This is a genomic window from Nostoc sp. UHCC 0251, from assembly GCF_034932245.1.
Lineage (GTDB): Bacteria > Cyanobacteriota > Cyanobacteriia > Cyanobacteriales > Nostocaceae > Nostoc.
Genome location: NZ_JAYGHD010000292.1, coordinates 1 through 24,870 on the forward strand (window position 1 = coordinate 1; position 24,870 = coordinate 24,870).

Here is a 24,870-nt window from a genome sequence, read left to right on the forward strand (position 1 = left end):
AGGCGGGCAAGATGCCCACCCCACAAGATTGGATAATTTATTTCTTGGAAGTCCCAATAAAGATGTTCATACAACGGAGGTTCACTACTAATCTGATAGACTATCTTAAATTTGAAATTATAAAAGCTGGTAGCTCAGGGCTGATAACTAATTATGAGTGAAGCCTTATTCTGTATCGAAAATCTGCGAGTTGCCTATCCTGCGCGGAGTGGAGAAGAAGCAACCTGGGCAGTTGATGATGTATCTTTCACCTTGCAACCAGGTGAAAGAATGGGATTGGTGGGAGAATCAGGTTGTGGTAAGTCAACTATAGGACGGGCAGTAATGCGTTTACTACCAGCCTCTAGTCGTATTGAAGGACGGGTGACATTTCAAGGACAGTCGGTGTTTGACTTGATGCCTAACCAATTGCAGAAATTTCGGGGAGAAACGATCGCCTTAATTTTTCAAGATCCCATGACACGCCTCGATCCGCTGATGACGATTGGTAAGCATTGTATCGAAACCCTTCAGGCGCACTCACCAGAATTATCAACGCGGGAAGCCAAAAAAAAAGCACTTGCTACCTTAGCAAAAGTAAATATTCCAGCTAGTCGCTGGAATCAATATCCTCATGAGTTTAGTGGTGGAATGCGCCAACGGGTAGCGATCGCTTTAGCTTTACTCCTCAACCCCAAGTTGATTGTTGCCGATGAACCCACCACCAGTTTAGATGTCACCGTCTCCGCGCAGATATTGCAAGAATTAACTCGCCTGTGCGGTGAAGAAAACATGGGATTGTTGCTGATTTCTCACGATTTAGCAATGGTGGCTGAGTATTGCGATCGCATTGGCGTTATGTACAACGGCAAAATGGTGGAAATGGGTTCTACAGAAACCGTATTTAGACACCCTCAGCATGAATATACGCGATCGCTCTTAAAAGCAGCTTTACATATTCAAGCAGTAAATGAAATAGGGAGTGGGGAATGGGGAGTGGGGAGTGGGGAAGAAAAGCAATTACCGATTGTTAATGATAAATCCCCAATTTTGAGTGTTACAGAACTCAAGCAACACTACACCATAGAACCTAACTTTATCGAACGACTGTTTAAGACACAAGCGCAGACAATTAAAGCCGTAGATGGTATAAACCTGGATATTTATCCCGGAGAAATTCTCGGCTTAGTCGGGGAATCAGGTTGTGGTAAGAGTACGCTATCACGAACAATTTTGCAACTAATTCGTCCCACGAGTGGCAAAGTTGAGTTTTTAGGACAAGATTTAACTAAACTGTCGCGTCAAGAAATTCGCTCCTCACGGCGACAAATCCAAATGGTTTTTCAAGATCCCCATGCTTGTCTCAATCCAGCGATGACAGTGGGACAAAGTATCGCTGATCCTTTATTTATCCACAATCTAGCCGATTCCGTTAAGGCAAAAGAACAGGTTTTGTGGATGCTAGAGAAAGTTGGGTTAACACCACCAAAAGTGTATTATGAACGTTATCCATCAGATTTGTCTGGGGGACAACAGCAAAGAGTTGCGATCGCTCGTGCTTTGATTACTCACCCTAAACTTTTAATCTGCGATGAACCAGTGAGTATGTTAGACGCTAGCGTGCAGTCGCAAGTGCTGGATTTGATGTTGCAATTAAAGGAAGAGTTTGAGTTAACTTATCTGTTCATTACGCATGATCTTTGGTTAGCTCGATTTTTGTGCGATCGTATTGCCGTGATGAATGGCGGTAAAATTGTCGAACTTGGACTTACAAAAACTATTTTTGCTAATCCTCAGCACCCTTATACCAAAACTTTACTAGCTGCTGCCCCTTTACTAGCACGCGCTTAAACAAAAAACTCCTAACTCTTGTACAGACGCGATTCATCGCGTCTCTAATTCCCCACTCTTGTACAGACGCGATGAATCGCGTCTCTAACTCTCTTCCCTTCCTTCAATTAATTTAGTTGGTTCTCCAGTCGAACCATATAGCTCAACGAATCTTTTAAACAGCAATGCAGTCTCGTGATTTGAGGCTCTACTTAAGTTGAATAAACGCCCTATGTTTTTATTAGCTAAAGCCCTGAGATAGGGCAAATCCTCAAATAGTGTCAAACAAGAAGCAAAGTGCAATATTATTTGTAATAATGGCTTTGGCCATTCTAGGTCACTATAAATATCTACAAAGAACTGATGCTCTGAGTCATTTAAGGGAAATGCATGAAATATAACAATTATCCTTTTCTGATTGTAGACTGGAATGCTCAGTTCAACAGTGTAGGGAGTATGTAATATTAAATCTACCTCTACAATCGGTTGTCGCCAAATTCTCAAAGGATTAGCTGGCGAGTCTAATATTGTTTGAAATTTGATTATTCCACCAGTCTTTGTAGGCTGAAAGTGGCTAATTTGGAAAATTTTCAGGTTATTAAGGCTAAAGTTATGAACTGTTTCTAAATGTTTTAAGTTCAATAGATGATAAATTTGGCAAATATAAGGAAACGGTAAAATATACTCCTGGCTAATCATGTGGAGCTTTTTTACTTGAAGCTTGTTAGCTTGAGTTCGAGCAAGATATTCTTGATATTGGCTGGGGACTAAATCATTACTGTTGAAGCTTTCCTCAGGCTTGAGATATAGCCAACTTATAAAAAAGAAAGAGGCTGTAAATAGCTGAAATATTTCTATGGGCGATAAGTAACCATCAGCAAATGCAGCTATACTTCTATCGGTTATTCCGAAAAGCCAAGATGGAATACCAAATAGCCAGATATTACTTTTGATTTGATCTATAAAAAGTGCTATTTCAACATTTGAGATATTACCACCTTGATTTGCACTTAATTTATCACTACTTTTCAAACAATTAGTAAACATACTATTTGGCTTTTACTTAGATACTAGTAGTCCATAGACTTTAGATTTATATTAAGTTTAAATACCAATGCATAGTCACAACCTCTGTCTTTAGCTGTATATACAAGTTGTATTTATTCATATCTACAAATCAGTTCTTATGAGTTTGGTTAAAAAATCGAGCCATTATTATATGTAATCCTAAATCCTATATGTAGCTAGCAAGAATGAAGTTATTTGTAAGTCTTGCTCTTAAAGGATTAGATACTGTATTCTTTGATGCATAAATTAAAAGTAACAACTCTGCTAAAATCTTTCTGCTAGCTGAGTACAGAAATTGAAATTATCTTAATTTTAAAAAAGCGGTATATAGATATTTAGATAAAACAGTTGCTTTCTGCTGACATGAGAAACTTATCTAAGTAGAACGACGTTAAAAATCAAACTATGTAAATACAATATTTATATCTACCGAGATAACTGAGATATGGTTACTTGTCTATCAAAAGAGTATTTCTAACTTGTCAGTAAGGCAAAATCCTGTTAAATTTCCCACCTACGGGCGTAGCACAAAAAATCGAATCAAGAATTATAATTTGTTGTTTGTTAGCGCTTTTACTACTTTCGTCTGAGAGGCTTTAATACTCAGTATCCGAAAAATAAAATAATTTATCTTGTTTGATGCCAAGCTATCTGGGGAGAATATGTCAAAACTCCAGTGAGGTTGAGCAATGATTAATCAGACATACACAGCTGATGTCTTAGTTGTCGGTGGGGGAACCGGAGGCACTGCGGCTGCTATCCAAGCGGCACGACGGGGAGCTAAAACGATTCTGGTGAGTGAATTTCCTTGGTTGGGAGGAATGTTAACTTCGGCTGGAGTATCTGCACCCGATGGCAACGAATTAGAAGCCTTTCAAACCGGGTTATGGGGTGCATTTTTGCAGGAATTGCGACAACGACAGCCAGGTGGATTAGATAACAGTTGGGTAAGCTTTTTTAGTTACGATCCTCGGATTGGGGCAGAGATTTTTGCAGATTGGGTGCAGGAATTGCCAAATTTGCACTGGATTTCTGGGCAAGTACCAATAGAGGTGCTCCGGCAGGGTGATTCTATTACTGGGGTGCGCTTTGCTGATTTTGCTGTCACAGCCAAGATTATTCTCGACGGCACAGAATTGGGAGATTTATTGGCTTTAGGTGAGATACCTTACCGTTGGGGCTGGGAATTGCAATCTGAGTGGGGAGAACCCAGCGCCCCAGTGTCTTTTAACTCTTTAACTGAAAGATATCCGGTGCAAGCGCCTACTTATGTAGTGATTATGCAAGACTTTGGTGCAACGAACGCCCCAGAGATTCCACCTGCGCCTAACTATAATCCATCCCAGTTTACAGGTGCTTGGGATGGCTATGGAGCAGAGACATTTTTAAATTATGGACGTTTGCCTGGTGGCCGATTCATGATGAATTGGCCAATCTGTGGCAATGACTACGGCGAAGGATTAGGGCGTTTGATAGAGTCAGATGTATCCAGAGGTGAATTCATCCAAGAATCTCGCTGGCACAGCCAAAATTTTGCCCATTTTATCCAAAATCAGCTTGGTCGTCGTTATGGTTTAGCAGAAAAAGTATTTCCTCACACCCCTACAGCTTTTGCACTGCATCCTTATTACCGGGAAAGCCGCCGCTTAGTGGGGCTAACTACTGTCCGAGAACAGGATATTTTGCCGATTTCTGGAGGGAGAGTAGCATCTATATTTAATGATGCGAGTGTTTGCGTACCACTTCCTGGAAGCAAGATACGCAAAGCGACGACGACAGGAGATGCAATCGCAGTTGGTAACTACGCCAATGACCATCATTATCCTGGCGTTCAATTCCCACTGCAACCTAAATCTATCCAATGGGGGGGGCGCTGGACTGGAACTCCTTTTACAATTCCGTACAATTCCTTAATTCCAGCCACAACAGATGGTTTCTTGGTTTGTGAAAAAAATATTTCTGTCTCCCACATTGCCAATGGAGCCACCAGATTACAACCCGTGGTTATGGGCATTGGTCAAGCAGCGGGCATGGCAGCAGCGATGTGTGTTGAATTAAACTGTCAACCGAGGGCTTTACCTGTTAGGGCGCTGCAAACGGCTTTATTGGAAGATAATCGCTCAAAAGTAGCAATTATTCCTTTATTTAATCTTCCACCCAATCATTCGGATTGGCTGCACTGGCAACTGTATTACTTAAATAACCCACAAGCCTATCCAGCTAGCGGTGATTGCCCTTGTCCATCGTGGAATGAGTCCCCTGACTCTACTTTTGGCAAGGCATTACTTCGGGAAAGTAACTGTTTCAAAGGCATTTTCCATCGTTTGGATCAACAGGAATACAGATTCACTGTCACAGCACCAGCCGCATATCAAGGGCAAAATTGGCAGCTTGTGACTTTGCGATCGCATATCAACGAGCAATTGAGCGCTTATCCTCACGAACAATTAATTACATTATGGGGTCATCAGAACCACTTTGGTAATTGGTTATTAGTCGAACATTTAAACGATGGATAAGAAGAGTTTATTTTCAGTAAAACACAATACTTTTTGATGAATTGTCCGGATATTAATCAAAAAGCTAAGTATCAGTGAAGTGGAGAGTTCCAAAATAGACATCTGCTATGCGTGCTGCCATTTCACTTTTAATTTCGAGTCTGGTGTTCGGCCCCTTAGCTTCTAACTGCCACGTAATGGTCAATCACTTATCCTATGGGCTGCTTTCCACGCCTGCTTCGGAACAGTGGCTCTCGGCGGCATCTGAACAAGCTTCAGATGATACGCCACGTCATCGCGGTAGTGGGCGCAGAGAAGTGACGTAAAAATCCGGAAATATCTATGTTGTGGTTTAACTACCCTAATGTAATGCCTTTTTTTCAAAAGAAACAAATTACCAGAAAATACAGTGTTGTGCTAACATCGGTTACACAGCTTTTCTGGCAGATATATATACAGTTGACACACGAAAATCTTCAGCGATCGCTTAGTATTTCAACTGCAAGCTTTGTATATATACTTGGTGCCAATCCTGGCGATCAAAACGCGAATTAAATTAATTGCCTTGATCAACAGCATCACCAACTTCTCAAAAGGTACACAACTGTTGCTCATGTCAAGTGAGAAACTTTGTGTCTCAATCCTCAACTGTTCTAGAAATAAATGTTACTTGGGCTATCAGTGAATCTAAAGTACATCTAATTCAGACATCTTGCTTGTTGAGGAAACAGTCTTAAGGCAACTCCACTTTATTCCCAAATAAGTTTTCTCATACATTGAGTAGTTGGCTATCTATATCAGGAAATAATTGATCTTCGCTCCGGCGTTTGTTTGGCGTCATTTGCCGAGGCATAAAATCTCTTTCGTTGCATCTGAGTTTATCTAGGGCATAGATTCGCACAAGTAGTATAGGTTTATTGCACTTGGCAGCGAATCTTAGTATTTTTGACCTACTCTTGCACCCTGCTTCCTTTTCCTCGCAGATGGCTCGCAATGAAATAAATATTAAGAAGGATCTGCTAGCTCCTCTTAGTCCTCTTAATTATTCTACACCCAAGGGCAGATGCAAAATTTCGCATTTGCCCTTTTTAGGTAAAGTTTATTTAAAGAAAAGGAAATGAGAAGGTTTTATCTCAAGCTGGCTTATGAGCAATGAAATACTTGCTCATAAAATGGACTTGCGTCTCAATATTCTCAAAGCCTGCTTTCTGTAAACGTTCTAGCAAGTTATCAGTGGTGTAATGCTTGTAATAGGGTTCATGGAAAGTTTCCGGGAAAGAATCCATCATATATTCCAACTCAGGTGAATCACTCAACTGAATTGAGTCACAGATAATAAAGACTCCTCCTGGTTTTGTTACCCGGAAGCATTGCTCAATGACTGTCTGACGTACAGCTGCTGGTAACTCATGGAAGAGAAAAACAGAAGTTACAGCATGAAAATAGTTATCTAGATAGGGTAACTCTTCAGCATTGGCTTGTAAAAGTTGCGGCAGTTCTCCTGGAATTTGGGATAGTAGTTCATTTGCTTTACGCAAATAAGCTGGTGACAAATCTGTGCCAAACAGAGATGCTTGAGGCAAGGCTGCCCGAATCAACTTTAGAGTCCGCCCAGTTCCACAAGCTACATCCAAAATACGGGCTTGCCGTGGTGTAACCAATTCAAAAGCTTTCACCCCTTGCTTGAGAGGAGCAAGAACCCGCCGCCGCATCGCATCAGCTGCCCCACCAAAAAGAATTTCTACTTGTAAGTCATATAAATTGGCTGACAAGTCACTCAAGTAGCCATTGCTTTGATGATGGAAGTTCTGGACGTAGTAGCTGGGATAACCATCTGTGTCAATTTCGGGTGAAAAATCTTGATAATTCTGTTGTTTAACCCGCTCCCAGATTTGAGGTAAATCTAGGCATATCAAGGGATAGTAGCGGAAAAAGTCATCCCAAGGGTTGTCAAACAATAAACTTTCTGGATAGACGCCTTTTTGGGTATCTTGCCAGTCTGTTTCCAGCAACTCATTCAATCTCTGTTGAAGTTTCAGTAAAACCTCATTCGGGATGGGTTTGGTCTTTTGTTCAAGTGTCGGATACACCAGGTTCCTCAACCGTGAACTTAATATTTTGTGAGCCAGACCAAAGTAATTTTTGCTCTGCTGAAAGGTTTGATAAGTCAGCTTAGTTAAACTCTCAGGCATAAAAATAGCTCAAGTTTTGATTACTTAATATGTAAACAATTGTAACGAAAAAATTATCTACTGTTGGAAAGGTAAAGGCTCTCAGGTGAGACAAATCTAAAGCCAGATGATTTTGGTCATCAAAGGTAGATTAGGGAGGATTTTTCGAGCTTTGGGGAAAAATACCTAATATTGTCAGCAAAGGCAAATATAAATTTTTGTAAATAGTAGCTTATGTTACAGAATCTTTGCTATATTGGTTTATAGAAAAACCAATAATTATATATTCACAAAATAGAGAGGACTATGGTTATGTCTATCGCAGATAAATCTCGTGCGTTAATGGTGCGTGAACATCAGCAAGTCAAGAATCGCCAACAATCAATGCTGATGCGGGCTGCACAAGAACTTGGTCTTCCTGAAGAAGCATCCCACTACTGGAACCCGATTCAAGGCAAGGTAGATGCTAACAGTCGGATGATTTATGGGCCCAGTCATGCCTCTATGAGCTAAGTTTGAAGAGTTTTAAGGTTGATTTTTTGAGTGAATATTTCAACCGACAACTTTGGAAAAAAAAGCCACCCTCTAGGGTGGCAAAACTTATATATTTAGATAGATACGGTACTTAAGAATTAAGCATCGTAGTAGAGGTAAAACTCGTAGGGATGAGGACGCAGCTGCAACTGCTTGGCTTCGTTAAGCTTGTAGTCAATCCAATTTTCGATAAAGTCTTCCGTGAATACGCCTGATTCTGTCAAGAAAGCGTGATCGTTTTCTAGTGCTTGCAATGCCAGTTCTAAAGAACTTGGAGTTGAGGGAACCTTTGCAAGCTCCTCTGGAGAAAGTTCATAGATATTCTTATCTAAGGGTTCACCAGGATGAATTTTGTTCTTGATGCCATCGATACCAGCACAAAGCATTGCAGCAAATGCTAAGTAGGGGTTAGATGTAGCATCTGGACAACGGAATTCCAAACGTTTAGCTTTGGGGTTCTTACCAGATAGAGGAATACGGATAGAAGCAGAACGGTTTCCTTCGGAGTAAGCCAAGTTAACAGGAGCTTCATAACCAGGTACTAAGCGCTTGTATGAGTTGGTGCTGGGGTTGGTAATTGCCAACAATGCTGGTGCGTGTTTGAGAAGGCCACCAATGTAGTACAACGCCATGTCGCTCAAACCAGCATACTTATCACCTGCAAACAGAGGTTGGCCGTCTCTCCAGATGGACTGGTGACAGTGCATTCCTGAACCGTTATCGCCAAAAATTGGTTTTGGCATGAAGGTGACAGTTTTGCCGTATTTCTTAGCAACGTTCTTGATGACATATTTGTAAGTCATCAACCAGTCAGCCGCTTCGATCAACTTACCAAAACGGAAACCTAGTTCGCACTGACCACCAGTAGCAACTTCGTGGTGATGCTTTTCAATGGGCACACCTAATTCTGCCATTGTCAACAGCATCTCTGTACGGATATCTTGGAAAGAATCCGTCGGTGCGACTGGGAAGTAACCTTCTTTGAAGCGTGGTTTGTAACCCAAGTTGGGTTTTTCATCTGTACCGGCTTTACCGGAATTCCAAGCACCTTCTTCGGAGTCTAAGAAGTAGTAGCCTTCGTTAGCATTTTGGGCAAACCTAGCACTATCAAAAATAAAGAACTCAGCTTCAGGGCCAAAGAAGGCTGTATCACCAATGCCACTAGAAACCAAGTAATCTATTGCTTTTTGGGCAATAACGCGTGGGCAACGGTTGTACGGTTCACCCGTGCGGGGGTCTTTAATACTACAAATTATACTTAGTGTTGGCACTTCCATGAATGGGTCGATCCAAGCAGTGTTGGGGTCGAGTACCATTGTCATGTCCGATTCGTTGATCGCTTTCCAACCCCGAATGCTGGAACCGTCAAAAGCTACGCCATCAGTGAATGCAGTCTCATCGATTTGGTTCTGGTACAGTGTGAGGTGCTGCCAAGTCCCTACTGTATCGATGAATTTGAGATCAATCAGTTGAATTTTTTCATCTTGAATTTTCTTCAAGAGTTCTTGGGGTGTCGTCATTGTTACTCCTTCTCTACCAATTTCCTAAAGTAAAACCAGAATCTTACATTGCATCCTAACCCTGCTGATCTCAATCAGACCGTGACACACCAGAAATATCTTAAATACTAGACATTAGCTGATTTTGTAGTTTGTGCTACAGATATCTGGATTATCAGGTTATATTAACCTTTCAGGGATCATCTGTACAAAACTGGAAAGTTCATCATATAGGGGTCAACTTTGGCATAGAATCCATAGATAGTGGATAAATTGTTTTTGTGCCGAATCTATTTTTAATAGCACAAAAATTTACTGGTGCATAAGTGCAGCCAAATAAATATCAAACCATAAATAGCAATGATTGGGAGAAGAAGGAATGCGCGATGCGGTAACAAGTTTAATTAAGAATTATGACTTAGCTGGTCGGTATTTTGACCGGAATGCGATCGATAGCCTAAAGTCTTACTTTGACAGTGGTACAGCACGAGTACAAGCGGCGGCGGCGATAAATTCTAATGCGGCTGCACTTGTCAAGCAAGCTGGTTTGAGGTTGTTTGAAGAACTGCCAGAATTGATTCGTCCTGGTGGAAATGCTTATACAACTCGTCGTTATGCAGCTTGTCTGCGCGATATGGACTACTATCTGCGCTACGCCACCTATGCGCTGGTTGCAGGAAATACAAATGTGTTGGATGAACGAGTGCTACAAGGGCTACGGGAAACTTACAATTCTCTAGGAGTGCCTATTGGTCCTACGGTTCGCGGTATCCAGATTCTCAAGGATCTAATTAAGGAGCAAGTAGCAGCAGCAGGTGTGGCTAATACTGCTTTTGTGGATGAACCTTTTGATCACATTACACGCGAGTTGAGCGAACAGGATATTTAGATTGTAAGTGGGCAAGGTGTCTGCCCCGATATATATAAATAGCGATCGCACTTTTGTCTGTGTTGGTAAAGAGCGATCGCTTTTTTGTGAACTCTACCAGGCATTGAAAAGGCTGTACAAAGCGATCACTCCTAATCGCTCATTATACTGCTCATAATTTCTCAAGTTTAACAACACCGCCTTCGATTGCCTCTACCGTTAATCTGTAACCTTCCATCAGTGACATACCGACAAGTGGATCTGACTCAGCTTCATCAATGGGAATGGTTAGTAATTGCTCATCCCAGACAACAATAGCTTCATACACATCAAACACACATTCACTACCATCTCCTAGAATTGCTCGTCCTCGCCTTTTCCAGGGTAGCTCTAATGCAGCAATGAAATCTGGCGGTAAGGATAACCAACCGTTAAAACCTGTATCAACAATGGCGCTTTGCTCATGTACTTTAGCGTCAGCACCACAAATACGTAGAACGATAGTTGGCTCGTAGTCAGCATTCACACTTCCAATAATCATTTTGTTTTGTGGATGCGCCCAGCCCCGAACCGACGGACATAGCGAGAGCCAACACGCACAAACCAGATTTGTGCATCTGGGTAGCGAGTTTCAAGACGCTTCGAGGCATTCATTTCATCAGTATCCATTTCCCAGCCACCTGTCTCGATGTCGATCGCTACAATCTTGCCATAATTATTTGCTTCGACTTGTGGGCGCACTTGAAAGTCATATATCTCATCACCGCGACGAGCAAATTCTTCTTTGCTGTAACGAGGTTGTCTTAATGGCATAATAAATATTCCGTAGTCTTAAACCACTGGTTAGGAAAGAAAAAGTCCTTTGGCGTCTATTTTAAACTTAACAGTTGAATTCGACTGGCTAAGGAATGCGATCGCTCATAGATTAAACGCATTAGCTTGTCTTATTTGAACTAGAAGCGGCATAAAGCGGAGGGTTATTATCTCACACCAGAAGAATTAATTGTTAGAAATCTTAGCAGAAGCCTATTTAAATGCCATTGATGAGGCTTGCTTAAAAGTAGAAGAAGGTCGTTATGAAGCCCATGAATTAGAAAAAATTGTGAACCGGGAAGAAATCATCAATCGTGCTTTGGCTTTAATCTTACCAGGAGAGTCTATTTAATTGGCTAAACAGCGACTCGACACACTATTAGTAGAGTTAAATTTATGTGCTTCTCGCGCTTTAGCACAACGGCTAATTCAGGCGGGGGAAGTTACTGTTAATCAGCAGTTAGTTGATAAAGCTGGGACTGAAGTTGATATTACTGCTCAAATAAATATTAAAGAGCGATCGCCTTTTGTTTCTAGAGGCGGTGAAAAGCTCTCCAAAGCTTTATCAGTATTTGCCATTCCGGTAGCGGAGCGTATTTGTTTAGATGGTGGGATTTCTACTGGTGGTTTTACTGATTGTCTTTTGCAAGCTGGAGCAAAACAAGTCTACGGAATTGATGTCGGTTACGGGCAAGTTGATTGGCGGTTGCGAAATGATTCGCGGGTGATTTTGCGGGAACGTACCAATTTACGGCAACTACGACCAGATGAGCTATATGGCGAAAATGACCCGATTCCTGATTTGGCGGTGGTCGATGTATCGTTTATTTCTTTAACAAAAATTCTGCCTGCTTTGTGGCAACTAACTCAAGCTAACCGAGAAGCTGTATTGTTAGTCAAGCCACAGTTTGAAGTCGGCAGATCCCGTGTGGGTAAAAAAGGTGTTGTGCGCGATCCAAACGACCAAGCTGATGCCATTTTTCAGGTGCTGCAAGCAGCCCACGAATTAGGATGGAAATACAAAGGCTTAACTTGGTCGCCGATCACTGGCCCTGCTGGGAATATCGAATATCTTTTGTGGTTGGGAATGGAAAGTGAAACGCCACCACTTGATTTAGAAGCAATCAAGCAAATAACGCAATCAGCAATAACTGATTTACGGAAGAATTAAAGGTCGTAGATTAAACATTCTACGGAATCTGGATGGCGATCGCAGTAATTATCCAAAGAGGTTTTCTTTGATTTTGCTTGCTGTTGATCAGCTTTTTCAGCTTGTAATTCTTCCACAATGTCCCAGGCTACGGCACAACCAGCAGAATCACTGCCATTTAGCTCACAAGTTGTACGCGCTTCAGTAATGGCTTCAGTAATAGCTTCTTCAAGATTTGTTGCCCCAGCAGTTTCAAATGAGTTTAGAGTAGTTGTCATGATACTTTTACCTTTAATTGACAGAGTATAGATATTAACTGTGAGCTTTCAATGACCCCAGGAAGCTCACCCTCTTAGTTGGAGCAACAAGACAGGCCTTGCTCACATTTCCAGTTTAGATAGGCTTCCCATAAGAGGTGGTGGTAAACACCGTCATCTTTTTAGGTAATTTGAGTGGGAATTGCCCTCTTGTCATCTTTGATTTAAAAAGCTAGGGAAATTCCACTAGTTGGAGTCACTAGTAGAGGTGGTTATGTTTTCAGTCTTGCATTCTAAATTCGGAATGTCAGTCAATTGTCAGAAGAGTTTGATAGAAGTTGATAAACACTTATAAACAGCAACAAAAGGGAAACAATTGTTATTTATTCTCAATATTTAATGCCTAACTCTTGTCGCAAGCGATACAGAATTGTATTCTGGTCAACTTGAGAAAGAATTTCTTGAATCACGCTGCTAGCGCCTAACTGTCCCCAAGTGCAGCCTTTTTCGAGATACACCTGAGCGGCTTTGCCAACGGAGTATGCACCATAACCAGCAATACCAGCTTGAGCGATCGCACTGCCAGCAAAGGCAGTAATATTGCTGGGATTGTCACCACTGGTTATCACGGCAGTAGTTTTACTTACACCCAAAAGCAAACTGCTACCTAATTCTCCCAGTAGCAAACCACCAGAACTAAATAAAATCGTTTTTAAAATTTTCCCGGCTTCGTAGCTAGTCATCGGCAAACCATACAATCTAGCTAGGGCGCGAATTAAAGCCAAATCCGCAACAGTTCCCCCAAGAATATCTAAGAAGGCGATGGGATTGAGCATTACTGCCAAAGCTTTGTATTTGGTAAATTGCCAAATGATATCTTCAGCTTCTTGTTCGCGTAAGTCGATGGTTTTTTGAGCGATCGCGGCTTCTGCATCTCGTGCTTGGATCAGTGCATTTAAAGCCAGAAGCGATCGCCCTTCCCGATTGAGAATATTCAGAATTGTCTCCTTTAGTTCGTCTACTTGCGGTGGCGGTGTCTCCCATTCATAACTAACACGCCCATCAGACCACTCAACCCGCACTTCCATTGGTGCTGGTTCCGCCGCCACCATGACAATTTCATCAGGTAGTAGAGGTTTTGCTTGAGGAGCCACTGCGGTCTTGGGGTTTCCCCAAGTGGAGCATGTGGCGTGATGCCCTGTACCGAGTTGTTGCAAATTTTGGTAAATTGCTCCCTGGTCTGTATCTGGGTAAAGGTCTATTTTGTTAAATACTAAAATCAGGGGTTTTTGGGCTTGACGCAATTCCAGCAGTGCTTGATACTCAGTGCGCGTGATATCACCAGACACGATAAACAAAATTAAATCAGCCTGATGCACTACTTCTCGGGCCATATCCGCCCGTGATTCACCCTCAATTTCATCTAATCCGGGGGTATCAATTAACTCCACTAACACCTTACCCCCTGGCTGCCAACGGACGGAACGGGGCCATTGAGTGACACCGTTTAGGGGCCCAGTTTGCAGAATCTTCTCTCCCAATAAGGCATTTAAAACTGCCGATTTACCGCGACTCACCAAACCAAAAGCGGCAATTCTAATGACGTTAGAATCCAGCTTGTTGAGTGTGGAGTTCAAAGCTTCCAATTCTGGTTTCAACAAACCTGCCAATTCCGGGTTGGATGAAAGCTGCCCTGACTTACGAAGATATCCATACCAAGACAGCGCTTGTCTGAGACTAGCGCGGGCACGATTTAAATGGGTTTCTTGCAGATTTCGCACGAAGTTAGGTTGATTCAAGGTTGGACAAACAACAGGCTACATATCCATTTTGATCTAATTCCATCAGATGCTCAAAACATGCTCAAACTGATAAAGGAATAAAGGGGTACTCACAGCAGTCCCTTCTTAAGCATAAGACCTGTAAAGGAGCAAATGTACCTCCTTTAGTTTAGAGACCCTTTCCCAGGCTTACTGAAAGGTCTGTCACCTTATATAGCGTTAAGTAATTGAACTTGATTACACAAATATAAACAAGGAGTCATTATGGAAGTCAACCTTCATGCTTTAATAAAATATTTGACCTTACTTTGTGAACTAAAAGATGGAGATGAAATATTTATTGATGGTTATGTTATCAAGCGAGAGGGTAATAAAATCTGGCAACATATCTTTGATTATTATCCAGAAGGTTATGAGGAAGAAGATGTAGAAGGTAAAGAGGAAACTTAGAGGCTAACCATTATTAGATAGACATCATAAAACTTATCGTAAAAAATAGTGTTAGAACAATTAAGTTTTCTAATTAAAAGATATAACCTTCAATGGATTTTATTTGAAGGTGAAATGAAGTTTGTAGTTTGTAAGCTCTGTGAAGCTAAAGGAGTCGATTCAAAAGACTTTGCTAAAAATTATATACAAAATAGGAAATGTTATCTCCCTGGTAAATTTGAAATAATCAATGGAAATAGATTGAAAGTTTTTAAGTACGCCTTTAATATTCAGTATGGGGATAGCCTTTATAAAGCTAGAAGATTATGGATAACTGATTCTTTTGGTGCCTGTAGCTATATGCTGCTAAATACCTGTCTAGAGCCTACAGGTATGAGATTTAAAGAAACTGATATTGAAAAGGAATATCAGTTTTATTTTGGAGGTGACAGACAAATTAAATTAGATTCAGGCAAAGTAGATATTCTTGTTGGTGATGAAGTAGTTGAGGTTAAAAGAGAGACTATAGATTGCAATTCTGTTGGGCAGCTACTACGCTATCTTAAAAGTAGTGGCAAGATCAGGGGTCGATTGGTGGCTCCTGCTATTCATCCAGATGCATTAGGTCTAATTCTGTTTATAAATCAGCTAGGATTTGAAATTAAATACACAAAAGTAATTATTTAGGCTACCAAAAAAGGTTAATTTATTAGGGCTAAGTCTAGTTCTATTTTAATTTTGGTCTGGTACTAAAATACCAGATCCAGTTAACCTACTCTGCAATCTCCTTCATGAGCTATAAAGCTAACAGCTTATAACATACACTCAAACTTAAAAACAGCCCCTAAAAAGCTTTCTAAGGGCTGCTAATAAGATACTTCAAGGCTTAATTAAATACCTAAGCGTTGAAGTTTATTTATAAAACTAACCTCACCTTACCGTACCATAACAGAACCAACCTAATCTCAACTTAACGTACCATATATATTGTTTTACTCCAGATTGAAGGAGTTTACAAACAGTGTATATACTGAAGACTTAAGGGGTTTGAAGCACCCTCAAATAAAACTTGTTTAAAGAATATCTATTAAGCTAGCTATTTCAATCATCTCATCTATTTTATTCTTGACTCCATCAGTACCAATTAACACTTCAAATAGTGTTTGCTCTACTTCTATTAACCCTTTCTTAGTCTTAATCCTTAACTTTACCGAGTAAGACAAGTCATGTTCTTCACCATGCTGTTGCCAAATAACTCTCATATTAGGCTGATTAGGAACCACTTCAAAACTTTCGCTATTACTGAAAAGTTTTTTAGCCTTTGATTTATAAATATTAATACTGTTATAACCTCTACCCCCAACTCCTTCAGGATTATTTACTAAACAATCAAACATTTGAAATGTCCCATTATCTACTAAATCTATAGAACCGTCTCCTCTCGCCATTGATCTGTAGTTACTTGGAATAGATATTTTTATCCCCATGCTATTTAAAGTTACTATCTTTTTCTTATTAGAAGGATCTTCTTGAGGAAAAGTGCAATTAACTTCTCCTGCTTGAGCGACTATTGGGTAGGCTACTATGCCAACCATGATCACAGGTAACAGAAACTTAATGAGTCTCATTTTTATCACTATTTGGATCTCTATACTTAGATTGCCCAAATACTAGGTGGCTATATCAGTTACCTGGAAATCTAACCAAAATTAGAGTAAAAATAATTAGCCTGTTAACTTGCCACCATTGTAAGGAATACGTGCCAACGGAAATAGTAGGGTTAAATTATCTGGTTCTGCTAATTTTAAGAGGTTCTGAAAAACCAGTACCAGAGCTATATATACTCTGAAGCAGTCTTAGTCTAAACTAATGCGAACATACCTACAATCCAGTAAGGGTATACTGTTGACCTTTGTAGAGGAGGCTGAAGAGGTAAGGGAATTGATCTGGAGAGTAGGGTAAAGAATGCTGAAGTTTAGGTAGTGTAAGAAGTCTACTCAAGTTGTCTTAACGTTAAGATAAATATTGCTAAGGGGACGTACTATTAGCATCCTTACCATTAATAACCTTAATGGTTAGGGTGTTAAGTAAATCAAAATAGGAAACTGGGGTTAAGTTATCTGACCCTGTGATTCCCTATAGGTTTGGGATAGGTGGTAACTATTCAAAATACCTAATCAGTCTCCTACTGTAGTTATCTCCCTTATGGTTTCTCCTGTAGTTGTCTTCTCTCTTCTCTCCTATATATGTAAGAGCCGCCCAAAGTTCACTAGGTATAAATACTACTAAGTTGAGCCTCCTTTGTTAGCGATCGCATCCTAAGATGACTTCACTACAGCGTACTACAAGATAGTTAACTACTGTACTTAGCTTGTAAGGTAGGCTGGGTAAGGAAACTGATTAAAATTAATTTATAAATATCCTATATTTTATCACTTTTTATACTAAAAACCCTTGACAGTATACTACAAATATGTTACAATTGTAGTATAAATAAAAAGTAAATAAGATGACTGATAAGCAAGTACAAGAAAGACTAGAACAAATTAGACTACAACTTTTAAAACTACAAAATGAAATGATTGAAGGTGGTTATGGTGAGGAGAGTATAGGCGTTGAGTGCCTCACAGATATAATGGATGAGGTTGGTGATACTATTTGTTTCTTTGGTGTAGAAGATAATATAGCAGCCTAATATACCCACCTCTTAAACTGATAGTTAACCCAAACCCCTACGACACCTGCAAAGGTCACTCTAGGGGTTTTGTAGTATGTGGGTATATTTAATAAGGATTCTGTCTCAGGTGCCTCTACTACGATCGCTAGAGGGTAGGCTGCTTAGTATGTAGATTCCATAGCACTGAAGATTACTGTGCCTGTGTTGACTATAACCTACGGCGTTATAGGGGAATAAGGATTCTGCGCCATTTAGGTTTTCTACTGGTAGCGATCGCCCTACAGATTCCTTAATGGTAAACTTTACCAATTTACCTTAGTGCTTTCCTACTGAAGATTACTAACCTAAGTTTTACTGGTACTGGGCTACTTATGGTGAAGATTACTATAATTAGTTTACTACTTGGGTGCGATCGCTTGAAGTAGTAATATTACTTGTAATTATATTTCAGTATTTCTTCTATGATGAGGTAGCTATTATATATAGTAACTTGAGATAGAAGTTCTGAAATATTTTCAAGTAGGTGATATGAGTAATAAAAATAAATTAGGTAGTCAAGTAGCTGGAGGGATTGTTGTAGTATTATTTATGATGGGCTTTAAATCCTGTACTCATCAAATAGTTTATAATCCAGCTCCTCAGTATACTAATACAGCTCCTCAATATACTAATTCTTCTAGAAATGAAGAACCTCCTAATAGTTTATTTGAAAATCCTAGTAGGTCTCCAGAACCCCAACAAGAATCAGGTGCTGATGATTATACTACTCACTTCCCTAATTAATTATTAGAAGTAATGATTCTATTAGGTTGCTGGGTATTGGGACTGAAACCAAGTCTGCTGATTTAGATTTCTTAGGGTGCGATCGCTTAGTGTGGATGGGTTGAGTCTGAACCCTTTAAGTAAATACACCCTTATATTCCTGAGCTAATCACTCTTAATATGCGATTAGTCTATATACAAACTTTATGAATATACCTAATAGTTTCTTAAGAGTGACATCAAAAAGTAAATTAGGACTTCTATTTGTATACTTAGTTCTATCTGGAATCTTATCAGGTTGCTGGGCAGGAGTGACTTGCCCTGGATATGGTCAAACAATATCTAAAAGTTGTGCTGATAAAAATGGATTAACTTGTAGAAGTGTTAGTTTTGCAGTTGCCTTAAGAGAACCATGTGAATAGAAAGTAGCAGTAAATCAGGACTGAAACTAAGGTAATTTAGAAGTTAAAACGAAGCAATTTTAGAGGCTGTAAAGTATGCCCAGTATAGGTTATAGCTTTTTACCATAATCACCTATACATACCTTACTTCCTATACCTTACTTCTCTACTCTAGTTATCTACTTTCCCTTTCTACTTACCTTCTTTTCCTCTGTTACCTTTGCTTAAGAAAATTGAAAAAAAGGGCGGGTGAAACTTTATCCACCAACCCTTTAATTCCCCGTAGGGGTGTTAGGTCATCTACAGCTTTAGAAATAAGCTAGTAGTTCCTCTACTTCTAATTCTCCTGAACTATCTTCTCTCTCTATAAGTTCTGCTATCAAATCCATACCTTCAAGAGCTTTCTCCTCTAGGATGGCTCCTTCTAACCCTGACATAGTAGCAGCCTTGTCAATTGCCGCTTGGGGTATCACACCAAGGGTTACTACGCCATCATGCTCATTACTTATAACCTGAAAGTTATATTCTATACTTGCTAAGGTTAAGTTATGAATAAAGCAGGATTCTTGACCTTGGAGAACAAAAGCAGAAACCATAGCTTTTACTTTCCATAATGGGTAGTTCTTTTCTAGGTCAGTTATACATAGATTTTTACCTGTAGTATTTTTAACATAACGTTTGCCATCCTTAGCTAAGTAACCTACTTTAATTACCCAGGTGTTTAGTAACCAGTTATGCCACTTATCAATTTCTACTTTTAAAGGAGCTACAGCTTCATTAAACTTAATGATGTATTCTAAAGCTAATGCAATATCTCCTTCAGCTTCCTCAAATAAAGAATCTATTATTGCGTTAGGCTTCTTCTTAGGTTCCCCTTCTACTGTACCTTCTAAATCCTTCAACTTACCTTTAGTGTGATCGTTAGCACTTGATACATAAGCACCAAACATTAAGGCACAGAGGCATTTCTTCCAGCAATCTACACTGATACCAATTTGAGCTGCGTAGTCCTTTTTAGCATTAGGATTTTCTTTATAGTTTTCTAACCAATCGGTATTTAATTTAGCTAAATCAAACTGTTGTATTAATCCGCTAACTTGAGAAGCTTTCAAATCGTAGTTTCTTAAATCTTCTATTCCCATATAAGCAGCAGCCTTCATTCTTCTACTAGCAGATTGTAAACCTCCTAAGATGTGGCTAACCCTTCCACTCATTTGAATTCTATAAGCAGGACTATAGCACCATATCTCTTCACTTATTTTAACAGGAGACTGGTTGAGGATAGCTTTAAAGCAGTGGTCATCATTAATAAGCCTAGCTCTAGCTTTCTTATGCTCTTTAGAATATTGCCCATATTCTTCAGCAGCTTTATTTTCTTCTCTGGTTAACTCATCTAAATGTACAATGATAGCTTTCATATTGAAGAAACCTTGAGCTATCAAGTCAAGTGCACTGGTGATTAATACAGGTTCCTCATTTCTATTCTCATCATACTTTTGGTTAGTTAACTTACCCTCAGATTTTCTACCAGTAAATAAATTATACTTAGTACTGTTAATAATTTCTTCTGGAGATAGTTTAGATAACTCTAGGAAGCTGTCAACTATACAATCAGTAACCTTAAACTCTCTGGATAAACCATTCTCATGTGAGTAGTCAGTTACCTCAATTAACCCTAACTCTTGTAAAGCCTTCCAGCTTGCTTTCTGAATCTTCTTTTTAATGAGGGTTGAGGATACTGGAATCCACTCAATCTTCTTGATGTTGATAATAACGCTAACTAAGATATGGCAGAATAAAGTTCTGGTATCATCATTAACATCACCCAGAAGATTATTAACAAAATCTAATTGAGATTTAATAACTCTATAACTTGAGATTATATAACCCTTACAAACTGGAACTGATTTCTTTACTTTAGTAGCTGTCATAATTTTAAATTAAAATATTAAAGTTAAATATAAATTTCTTTCTTATACCTACCATTATAGTCGATTGTGCTACAAACGGCCACAGTAAAACTACATTAATTAGGCATTAGTAGATAATAAAAAAGAGGACTTATTTAAAGTCCTCTTGAATTAGATTATTTAGTTAGTGTTAAGCAGCCTTTGAGGGAACTGTGTACCCGTTATCCTTTAGAAGTCTGATAAGGAAACTCAACCCCTTCTGTGTCACCTTACAGGTAGTTTTCAAACCTGCATGAGTATCTACCTCTACCACTTCAAACTGACCCTGAGAAACATATTTCTGATAAGGTAGGTTGGACATTTGAAGTACGCCCTTATCTCTTAAAAGGTTCATTAAGTTATTGCGTCCTAAACCAGGGCTATTAATAATCTTTGCTGCATCACTCATGGAAAGAAGTTTATCACTAGCAACCACCACATCATAAATATCAGCTTTAGGTTTTAGTTCAGCTACCTTACTCTCAGCGATCGCAGCTAATGCCCTAGCTTCTCTAATAGCTGCTGCTGACTGTTCTAGTAGGTAAAGGATATCAGTAGGTTCCTTAGGAGCAAGTTTAATAGCTTTGAGTTCTCTCTCACATTCAAGAAAGTATTTTCTAACTTCTTTTCCCATAGAAGTGTTAGCCATCATTGCAAAGTTCTTTAAGCAATCTGCGGTTAAATAGATTTCTTCAGTAGGTCTACCCCCTGAGAGGTTTTCAACACTATTGTTGAAAACTAAATAGTCTAAGTTCTCTTCAAAGTTGGTCAGTAATGTTCTCTTAGCACTTGCTTTAGTGGAGTAGTCTAACCACTGCCAAGCATCATCAAAGGAAACTGAGAATTCTTTATCTGATTGAACTGTAGCTTTGATTTGAGATTGGATTGAAATATTTAAAGTTGTCATAATTTTAAGATTGGTTTATTAAAAATTTATTAGTTAATTTGAAAGTAGTGGGTGGGGCTTAGGTGCCCCTTAAAAGTTAAACAATACCTTTAGACTTATAGTAGTGAAGCAATGCTCGTCTAATTACATCTGCCCTGCTTAGTAACTCATCCTGTGCCTCAGAATCTACCAGGTTACAAAGTTGAAGAGGGATTCTAACTGCAATGTGCTTATCGTTTGCCATAATGTTATAAAAGTGTTTTAAATATAGTTTAGGAAGGGTTTGTTTTCTCTCCCCTTATACTATCCATTATAACAAAATGTATTATAGATGGCCACTAAAAAGTGGTATTAAATGAGCAGTTACAGCAATTAATTTAACTTTTTAAATTCAGAGTATTGTGATTCTATTGCAGATAATATTAACCTGGCTATTCCCATAGCTCCCCTATCTAATTTTTCTGTATCAGTAGTCAATTCAGTGATATGTCTGGTTACAGCAGTCACTATGAGGGCAGAGAGAGAGGTATTATTATCCTCAGCTACCTGTTGCCATTGTTCCTTAATAGAAGGATTGATTCTAATGGTGATATTTGTGTCTTTCATTAATTTGTATTAGCAAAGTTATAACGTCCTCTACTAATACAAACTGTCCCAACTATTTATTTTAAGGATTTAAAACGAAGCAATTTTAGAAGCTGTAACCTATACTGGGTATACTTTCCAGAGTATTTGAATAATCACCTATACTATCTATACCTTCTATACCTATCTTCTCTCTTCTAGTTACCTACTTTTCCTTTCTCCTTACCTTACTTTTCCTCTGTTACCTTTGCCTAAGAAAATTGAAAAAAAAACCTTAACTCTGCCGCCCCAACTTCTCATTACTTATTAATCAGCAGTGAGGAATCTACTATTTAGTTTTCCTGATTAATGAGGAAAACCTCACGCTCCACAATAAAGTGGATCGTCAGATTACTTAATAGATAAATCTAAAATGTGCAGGTAATTCCTAATCCCTTTTATGCGCCACAGGCTGCTAAGTTAACACAGTTCCAGTAACCCTCAGCTTCAGTTACCTGCCACTTAGTTACCTACACCAACCTAATACTATAGCAGCCAGATTAAGGCACCCTAATGGCTCATATAGAGTAGGTAATTAACTGCCTACATTTTAACAGTAGCCTCAAGTTAATATTAGAAGATAGTTAAACAACGGGATTTAAAATTATGTCTATCAAATTAGCCAACTTATTCAGATTCTTCACAGGTGAACCTAAGATTGTAAGTTGTGATTATTCCTGTGATATACAACCAGATGGTACTGTTATCAGAAGCGTCACCTACTACTATGAAAAGTCTGATGAAGTGTTGTACCACAAATAATTAACAACCAAGGTTACTGCCCTTCAGGAGCCTTTCACAATACATTAATAAAGGAATATTAAAATGATTGCTATTATAACTTTGATTATTTTTACTTTGATTTCATTTGCTTTTGGTTTAGGAATTGTAGTTGGCAAACTATTCTTTCAGTTACCTAAATCAGTAGATTCAGCTACATTCACACAAGAGATGGCAGAAGCTATAGCAGGTGAGATAGTTGATAGTTATGATGACTTTGCAAAAGACTTCTTTCACTTCCCTGATAATAACTAACGTCAATTAAATTTAATTCAGCTAACAACCTCCTACCAGAAATAGGGGGCTTTTAATATGCCTACAATTAGTCTACGTATCTTAGGTATAGTATTTGTATAAGGTTGAGAAAACACCTTAAATGTTAATACTTAAAATACTAAATTAAAAATATGATTATTTCAACTCAAGAACTCAAAGCAAGTATTCTAGAAAGAAACCCTAAAGCTGATACTACTATTGTTGATGAGCTATGTTTCTTAGTTAGAAAGTATGATTTAAAATGGATTCCTAATACCAAGTTTAATAATGGGGCTTACTTTATAATGAGTCAAGTATCTGAAGCAAAAGGATTAAGCTCAGATAACTATAAAGATAACTGGTCCACTGGGCGTTTTAAAAACGCTCAGTCAGATCCCTTATCTGGTAAGGATTTGAAACTTGTAGGAGATGAGTTAATAAATCTTAAAGTCTGCTATGAACAGCGTTGGGGGAAAAAGTTAGGCAGAGCAGGTTCTATTTTAGTTGGAGATTGGAAGAGAACCTATGCTTATTTAGTACAAGGAAGTACACAAGCCGCTAAAGATTTTCAGTCACTAGGTTCATCAGCAATTGAAACTTCAGTTAAGAAAGAGATTGAAGAATCCACTCATACTATTGAACCAGACCTACAGAAACAGCTTATTGAACTTACTGCCTACTCAAATGTTGGTCTCAAGTTTGAGGTTGCTATACTTGATTCATTTAATCCTGGAAGTCACAGAAGATGGGATTTTGTAGAGCGTTTACCTAAGGTAGTTAAAGTTTATGAACTCAAAGCTCGTACACTTTCAGAACAAGATGTAAAAGCTACTTTAGTTGATAAGAAATATATTGAGTTAGCTCTTGAAAAGTACCCTAACAAATCAATTGAATTTATCTTTACCTCACCAAAAGGAATTAATTGGGAAGCTAAGAATTACATTGAGGAGGTCAATGACAACGCTAAGAAATTGTATCCTAATGCAAAGGTCAAAGTAAGTTTTATTGACCTACAGAGCATCACAGAGAGGGTGATAAACAACATTGTAGATAACTCACCAATTGAATCTCACTTCTGGTTACTGAAGAAATTAAGAGAAGAGTTTACCGCTACAGTAAGTTCAAGAACGATTACTAAATTGAATAGTTCAATTGCTGAAGCTTACCAAACTGGAAGATTAATTAAGAAAGCTAAAGTAGATAGTAACGCTACCTCCCCTAAATTAAAGAGTGCTCAAGCAGCATAAATAAAATAGTTAATTAATATTAAACCTCCTCTAACCCAGGAGGTTTTTTAATGTCAATATATCTAGTTTAACGATTCTTATTTGATATGAGTCGTCAAATTTAAGCGGGTAATTTCTAATACCCCTAATGGCCCCGCAGGGGGTAGTAAACACAGCTTTGCACACCTTATACTATCACCCTTCAAGTACTATTTAAAGTATAGAACACAATACAAATTACATTAATGAGTACTGCAATTTCAAGAGCTTACAAACTATTTTTAAAAGGTTATTCCCTAAGATCGCTAGCTAAGATATTCAAGATTCCTAAGTCAACATTAAGTTACAAATTCAGAAAGGCTTATGGTACAGATTACTCAGAACAAAGGAATCACTGGGGCATCTTACAAGTAATCCAAGAGTACCAAAATGA

Annotated in this window: 27 protein-coding genes; 16 read left to right on the plus strand and 11 right to left on the minus strand. The window is 38.9% G+C overall.

Annotated elements, in window-relative coordinates:
• Window positions 1-153 precede the first annotated feature (153 nt).
• Window positions 154-1,830: an ABC transporter ATP-binding protein gene (locus VB740_RS20375; protein WP_323201734.1), complete on the plus strand. Its 1,677-nt coding sequence runs from the start codon at window positions 154-156 to the stop codon at window positions 1,828-1,830.
• 84 nt (window positions 1,831-1,914) lie between these two features.
• On the opposite strand, the gene VB740_RS20380 is transcribed toward VB740_RS20375, so the two are convergent.
• Window positions 1,915-2,856, minus strand: coding sequence for a hypothetical protein (locus VB740_RS20380; RefSeq protein ID WP_323201735.1), 942 nt, complete (start codon window positions 2,854-2,856; stop codon window positions 1,915-1,917).
• A gap of 710 nt (window positions 2,857-3,566) precedes the next feature.
• On the opposite strand from VB740_RS20380, the gene VB740_RS20385 reads away from it, so the two are divergent.
• From VB740_RS20385 to VB740_RS20395, 3 genes are all read left to right on the plus strand, one after another.
• Window positions 3,567-5,396 (plus strand): FAD-dependent oxidoreductase, encoded by a 1,830-nt coding sequence (locus VB740_RS20385; RefSeq protein ID WP_323201736.1) that lies wholly within the window; start codon window positions 3,567-3,569, stop codon window positions 5,394-5,396.
• Between the two features lie 107 nt (window positions 5,397-5,503).
• Window positions 5,504-5,701 carry a heterocyst-inhibiting protein PatX gene (patX, locus tag VB740_RS20390; RefSeq protein WP_416290262.1) on the plus strand — a complete coding sequence of 66 codons (198 nt, stop codon included), beginning with the start codon at window positions 5,504-5,506 and terminating at the stop codon, window positions 5,699-5,701.
• 43 nt (window positions 5,702-5,744) lie between these two features.
• Window positions 5,745-5,930, plus strand: a complete 186-nt coding sequence (locus VB740_RS20395) for a hypothetical protein (RefSeq protein ID WP_323201738.1) — start codon at window positions 5,745-5,747, stop codon at window positions 5,928-5,930.
• Window positions 5,931-6,508: 578 nt separating this feature from the next.
• Here VB740_RS20395 and VB740_RS20400 read toward each other — a convergent pair.
• On the minus strand, window positions 6,509-7,567 hold the full coding sequence (locus VB740_RS20400) for a class I SAM-dependent methyltransferase (RefSeq protein ID WP_323201739.1): 1,059 nt from the start codon (window positions 7,565-7,567) through the stop codon (window positions 6,509-6,511).
• Between the two features lie 291 nt (window positions 7,568-7,858).
• Between VB740_RS20400 and VB740_RS20405 the strand changes: the two genes are divergently transcribed.
• Window positions 7,859-8,059 (plus strand): hypothetical protein, encoded by a 201-nt coding sequence (locus VB740_RS20405; RefSeq protein ID WP_109008028.1) that lies wholly within the window; start codon window positions 7,859-7,861, stop codon window positions 8,057-8,059.
• Between the two features lie 119 nt (window positions 8,060-8,178).
• Here the strand turns inward: VB740_RS20405 and glnA are convergent, their stop codons facing one another.
• On the minus strand, window positions 8,179-9,600 hold the full coding sequence (gene glnA, locus VB740_RS20410; protein WP_323201740.1) for a type I glutamate--ammonia ligase: 1,422 nt from the start codon (window positions 9,598-9,600) through the stop codon (window positions 8,179-8,181).
• Window positions 9,601-9,958: 358 nt separating this feature from the next.
• On the opposite strand from glnA, the gene apcB reads away from it, so the two are divergent.
• Window positions 9,959-10,468, plus strand: a complete 510-nt coding sequence (apcB, locus tag VB740_RS20415; protein WP_323201741.1) for an allophycocyanin subunit beta — start codon at window positions 9,959-9,961, stop codon at window positions 10,466-10,468.
• 16 nt (window positions 10,469-10,484) lie between these two features.
• Window positions 10,485-10,625 carry a hypothetical protein gene (locus tag VB740_RS20420; RefSeq protein ID WP_323201742.1) on the plus strand — a complete coding sequence of 47 codons (141 nt, stop codon included), beginning with the start codon at window positions 10,485-10,487 and terminating at the stop codon, window positions 10,623-10,625.
• Here the strand turns inward: VB740_RS20420 and VB740_RS20425 are convergent.
• Both VB740_RS20425 and VB740_RS20430 read right to left on the minus strand, forming a co-directional pair.
• A complete protein-coding gene (locus VB740_RS20425) occupies window positions 10,620-10,988 on the minus strand; it encodes a clan AA aspartic protease (protein ID WP_323201743.1) in 369 nt (122 codons plus the stop codon). The genes VB740_RS20420 and VB740_RS20425 overlap by 6 nt on opposite strands.
• Window positions 10,985-11,260: a hypothetical protein gene (locus VB740_RS20430; protein ID WP_229488609.1), complete on the minus strand. Its 276-nt coding sequence runs from the start codon at window positions 11,258-11,260 to the stop codon at window positions 10,985-10,987. Before VB740_RS20430 ends, VB740_RS20425 begins: the two co-directional genes overlap by 4 nt.
• Window positions 11,261-11,450: 190 nt before the next feature.
• Between VB740_RS20430 and VB740_RS20435 the strand changes: the two genes are divergently transcribed.
• Window positions 11,451-11,612: a hypothetical protein gene (locus tag VB740_RS20435; RefSeq protein ID WP_323201744.1), complete on the plus strand. Its 162-nt coding sequence runs from the start codon at window positions 11,451-11,453 to the stop codon at window positions 11,610-11,612.
• A complete protein-coding gene (locus VB740_RS20440; RefSeq protein WP_323201745.1) occupies window positions 11,613-12,431 on the plus strand; it encodes a TlyA family RNA methyltransferase in 819 nt (272 codons plus the stop codon).
• On the opposite strand, the gene VB740_RS20445 is transcribed toward VB740_RS20440, so the two are convergent.
• Both VB740_RS20445 and VB740_RS20450 read right to left on the minus strand, forming a co-directional pair.
• Entirely contained in the window at window positions 12,428-12,688 is a 261-nt protein-coding gene (locus VB740_RS20445; protein WP_323201746.1) for a Calvin cycle protein CP12, read from the minus strand. The two genes, VB740_RS20440 and VB740_RS20445, sit on opposite strands and share 4 nt — an antisense overlap.
• Before the next feature lie 368 nt (window positions 12,689-13,056).
• The gene (locus tag VB740_RS20450) at window positions 13,057-14,448 is read right to left on the minus strand and encodes a GTP-binding protein (protein WP_323201747.1); all 1,392 of its coding nucleotides are present in this window, start codon (window positions 14,446-14,448) and stop codon (window positions 13,057-13,059) included.
• 264 nt (window positions 14,449-14,712) lie between these two features.
• On the opposite strand from VB740_RS20450, the gene VB740_RS20455 reads away from it, so the two are divergent.
• Window positions 14,713-14,898 carry a hypothetical protein gene (locus tag VB740_RS20455; RefSeq protein ID WP_323201748.1) on the plus strand — a complete coding sequence of 62 codons (186 nt, stop codon included), beginning with the start codon at window positions 14,713-14,715 and terminating at the stop codon, window positions 14,896-14,898.
• Window positions 14,899-14,946: 48 nt separating this feature from the next.
• Entirely contained in the window at window positions 14,947-15,564 is a 618-nt protein-coding gene (locus VB740_RS20460; protein ID WP_323201749.1) for a hypothetical protein, read from the plus strand.
• Between the two features lie 386 nt (window positions 15,565-15,950).
• Here the strand turns inward: VB740_RS20460 and VB740_RS20465 are convergent, their stop codons facing one another.
• Window positions 15,951-16,472, minus strand: a complete 522-nt coding sequence (locus VB740_RS20465) for a hypothetical protein (protein ID WP_323201750.1) — start codon at window positions 16,470-16,472, stop codon at window positions 15,951-15,953.
• A 914-nt stretch (window positions 16,473-17,386) separates the two neighbouring features.
• Here VB740_RS20465 and VB740_RS20470 point away from each other — a divergent pair.
• Together VB740_RS20470 and VB740_RS20475 are read left to right on the plus strand one after the other, a co-directional pair.
• A complete protein-coding gene (locus VB740_RS20470; RefSeq protein WP_323201751.1) occupies window positions 17,387-17,572 on the plus strand; it encodes a hypothetical protein in 186 nt (61 codons plus the stop codon).
• A gap of 510 nt (window positions 17,573-18,082) precedes the next feature.
• On the plus strand, window positions 18,083-18,337 hold the full coding sequence (locus VB740_RS20475; protein ID WP_323201752.1) for a hypothetical protein: 255 nt from the start codon (window positions 18,083-18,085) through the stop codon (window positions 18,335-18,337).
• Between the two features lie 688 nt (window positions 18,338-19,025).
• Here the strand turns inward: VB740_RS20475 and VB740_RS20480 are convergent.
• The 3 genes from VB740_RS20480 to VB740_RS20490 form a co-directional block, all read right to left on the minus strand.
• The gene (locus tag VB740_RS20480; RefSeq protein ID WP_323201753.1) at window positions 19,026-20,648 is read right to left on the minus strand and encodes a hypothetical protein; all 1,623 of its coding nucleotides are present in this window, start codon (window positions 20,646-20,648) and stop codon (window positions 19,026-19,028) included.
• A gap of 169 nt (window positions 20,649-20,817) precedes the next feature.
• Complete coding sequence (locus VB740_RS20485; RefSeq protein WP_323201754.1) at window positions 20,818-21,573, minus strand: phage antirepressor KilAC domain-containing protein; 756 nt, start codon at window positions 21,571-21,573, stop codon at window positions 20,818-20,820.
• 351 nt (window positions 21,574-21,924) lie between these two features.
• Entirely contained in the window at window positions 21,925-22,158 is a 234-nt protein-coding gene (locus VB740_RS20490) for a hypothetical protein (RefSeq protein ID WP_323201755.1), read from the minus strand.
• A 624-nt stretch (window positions 22,159-22,782) separates the two neighbouring features.
• Between VB740_RS20490 and VB740_RS20495 the strand changes: the two genes are divergently transcribed.
• The 3 genes from VB740_RS20495 to VB740_RS20505 all read left to right on the plus strand — a co-directional run bounded on the left by VB740_RS20495 (window position 22,783) and on the right by VB740_RS20505 (window position 24,458).
• Window positions 22,783-22,938, plus strand: coding sequence for a hypothetical protein (locus tag VB740_RS20495; RefSeq protein WP_323201756.1), 156 nt, complete (start codon window positions 22,783-22,785; stop codon window positions 22,936-22,938).
• Between the two features lie 63 nt (window positions 22,939-23,001).
• A complete protein-coding gene (locus VB740_RS20500) occupies window positions 23,002-23,211 on the plus strand; it encodes a hypothetical protein (RefSeq protein ID WP_323201757.1) in 210 nt (69 codons plus the stop codon).
• 152 nt (window positions 23,212-23,363) lie between these two features.
• On the plus strand, window positions 23,364-24,458 hold the full coding sequence (locus VB740_RS20505) for a hypothetical protein (RefSeq protein ID WP_323201758.1): 1,095 nt from the start codon (window positions 23,364-23,366) through the stop codon (window positions 24,456-24,458).
• Window positions 24,459-24,870: the final 412 nt, after the last annotated feature.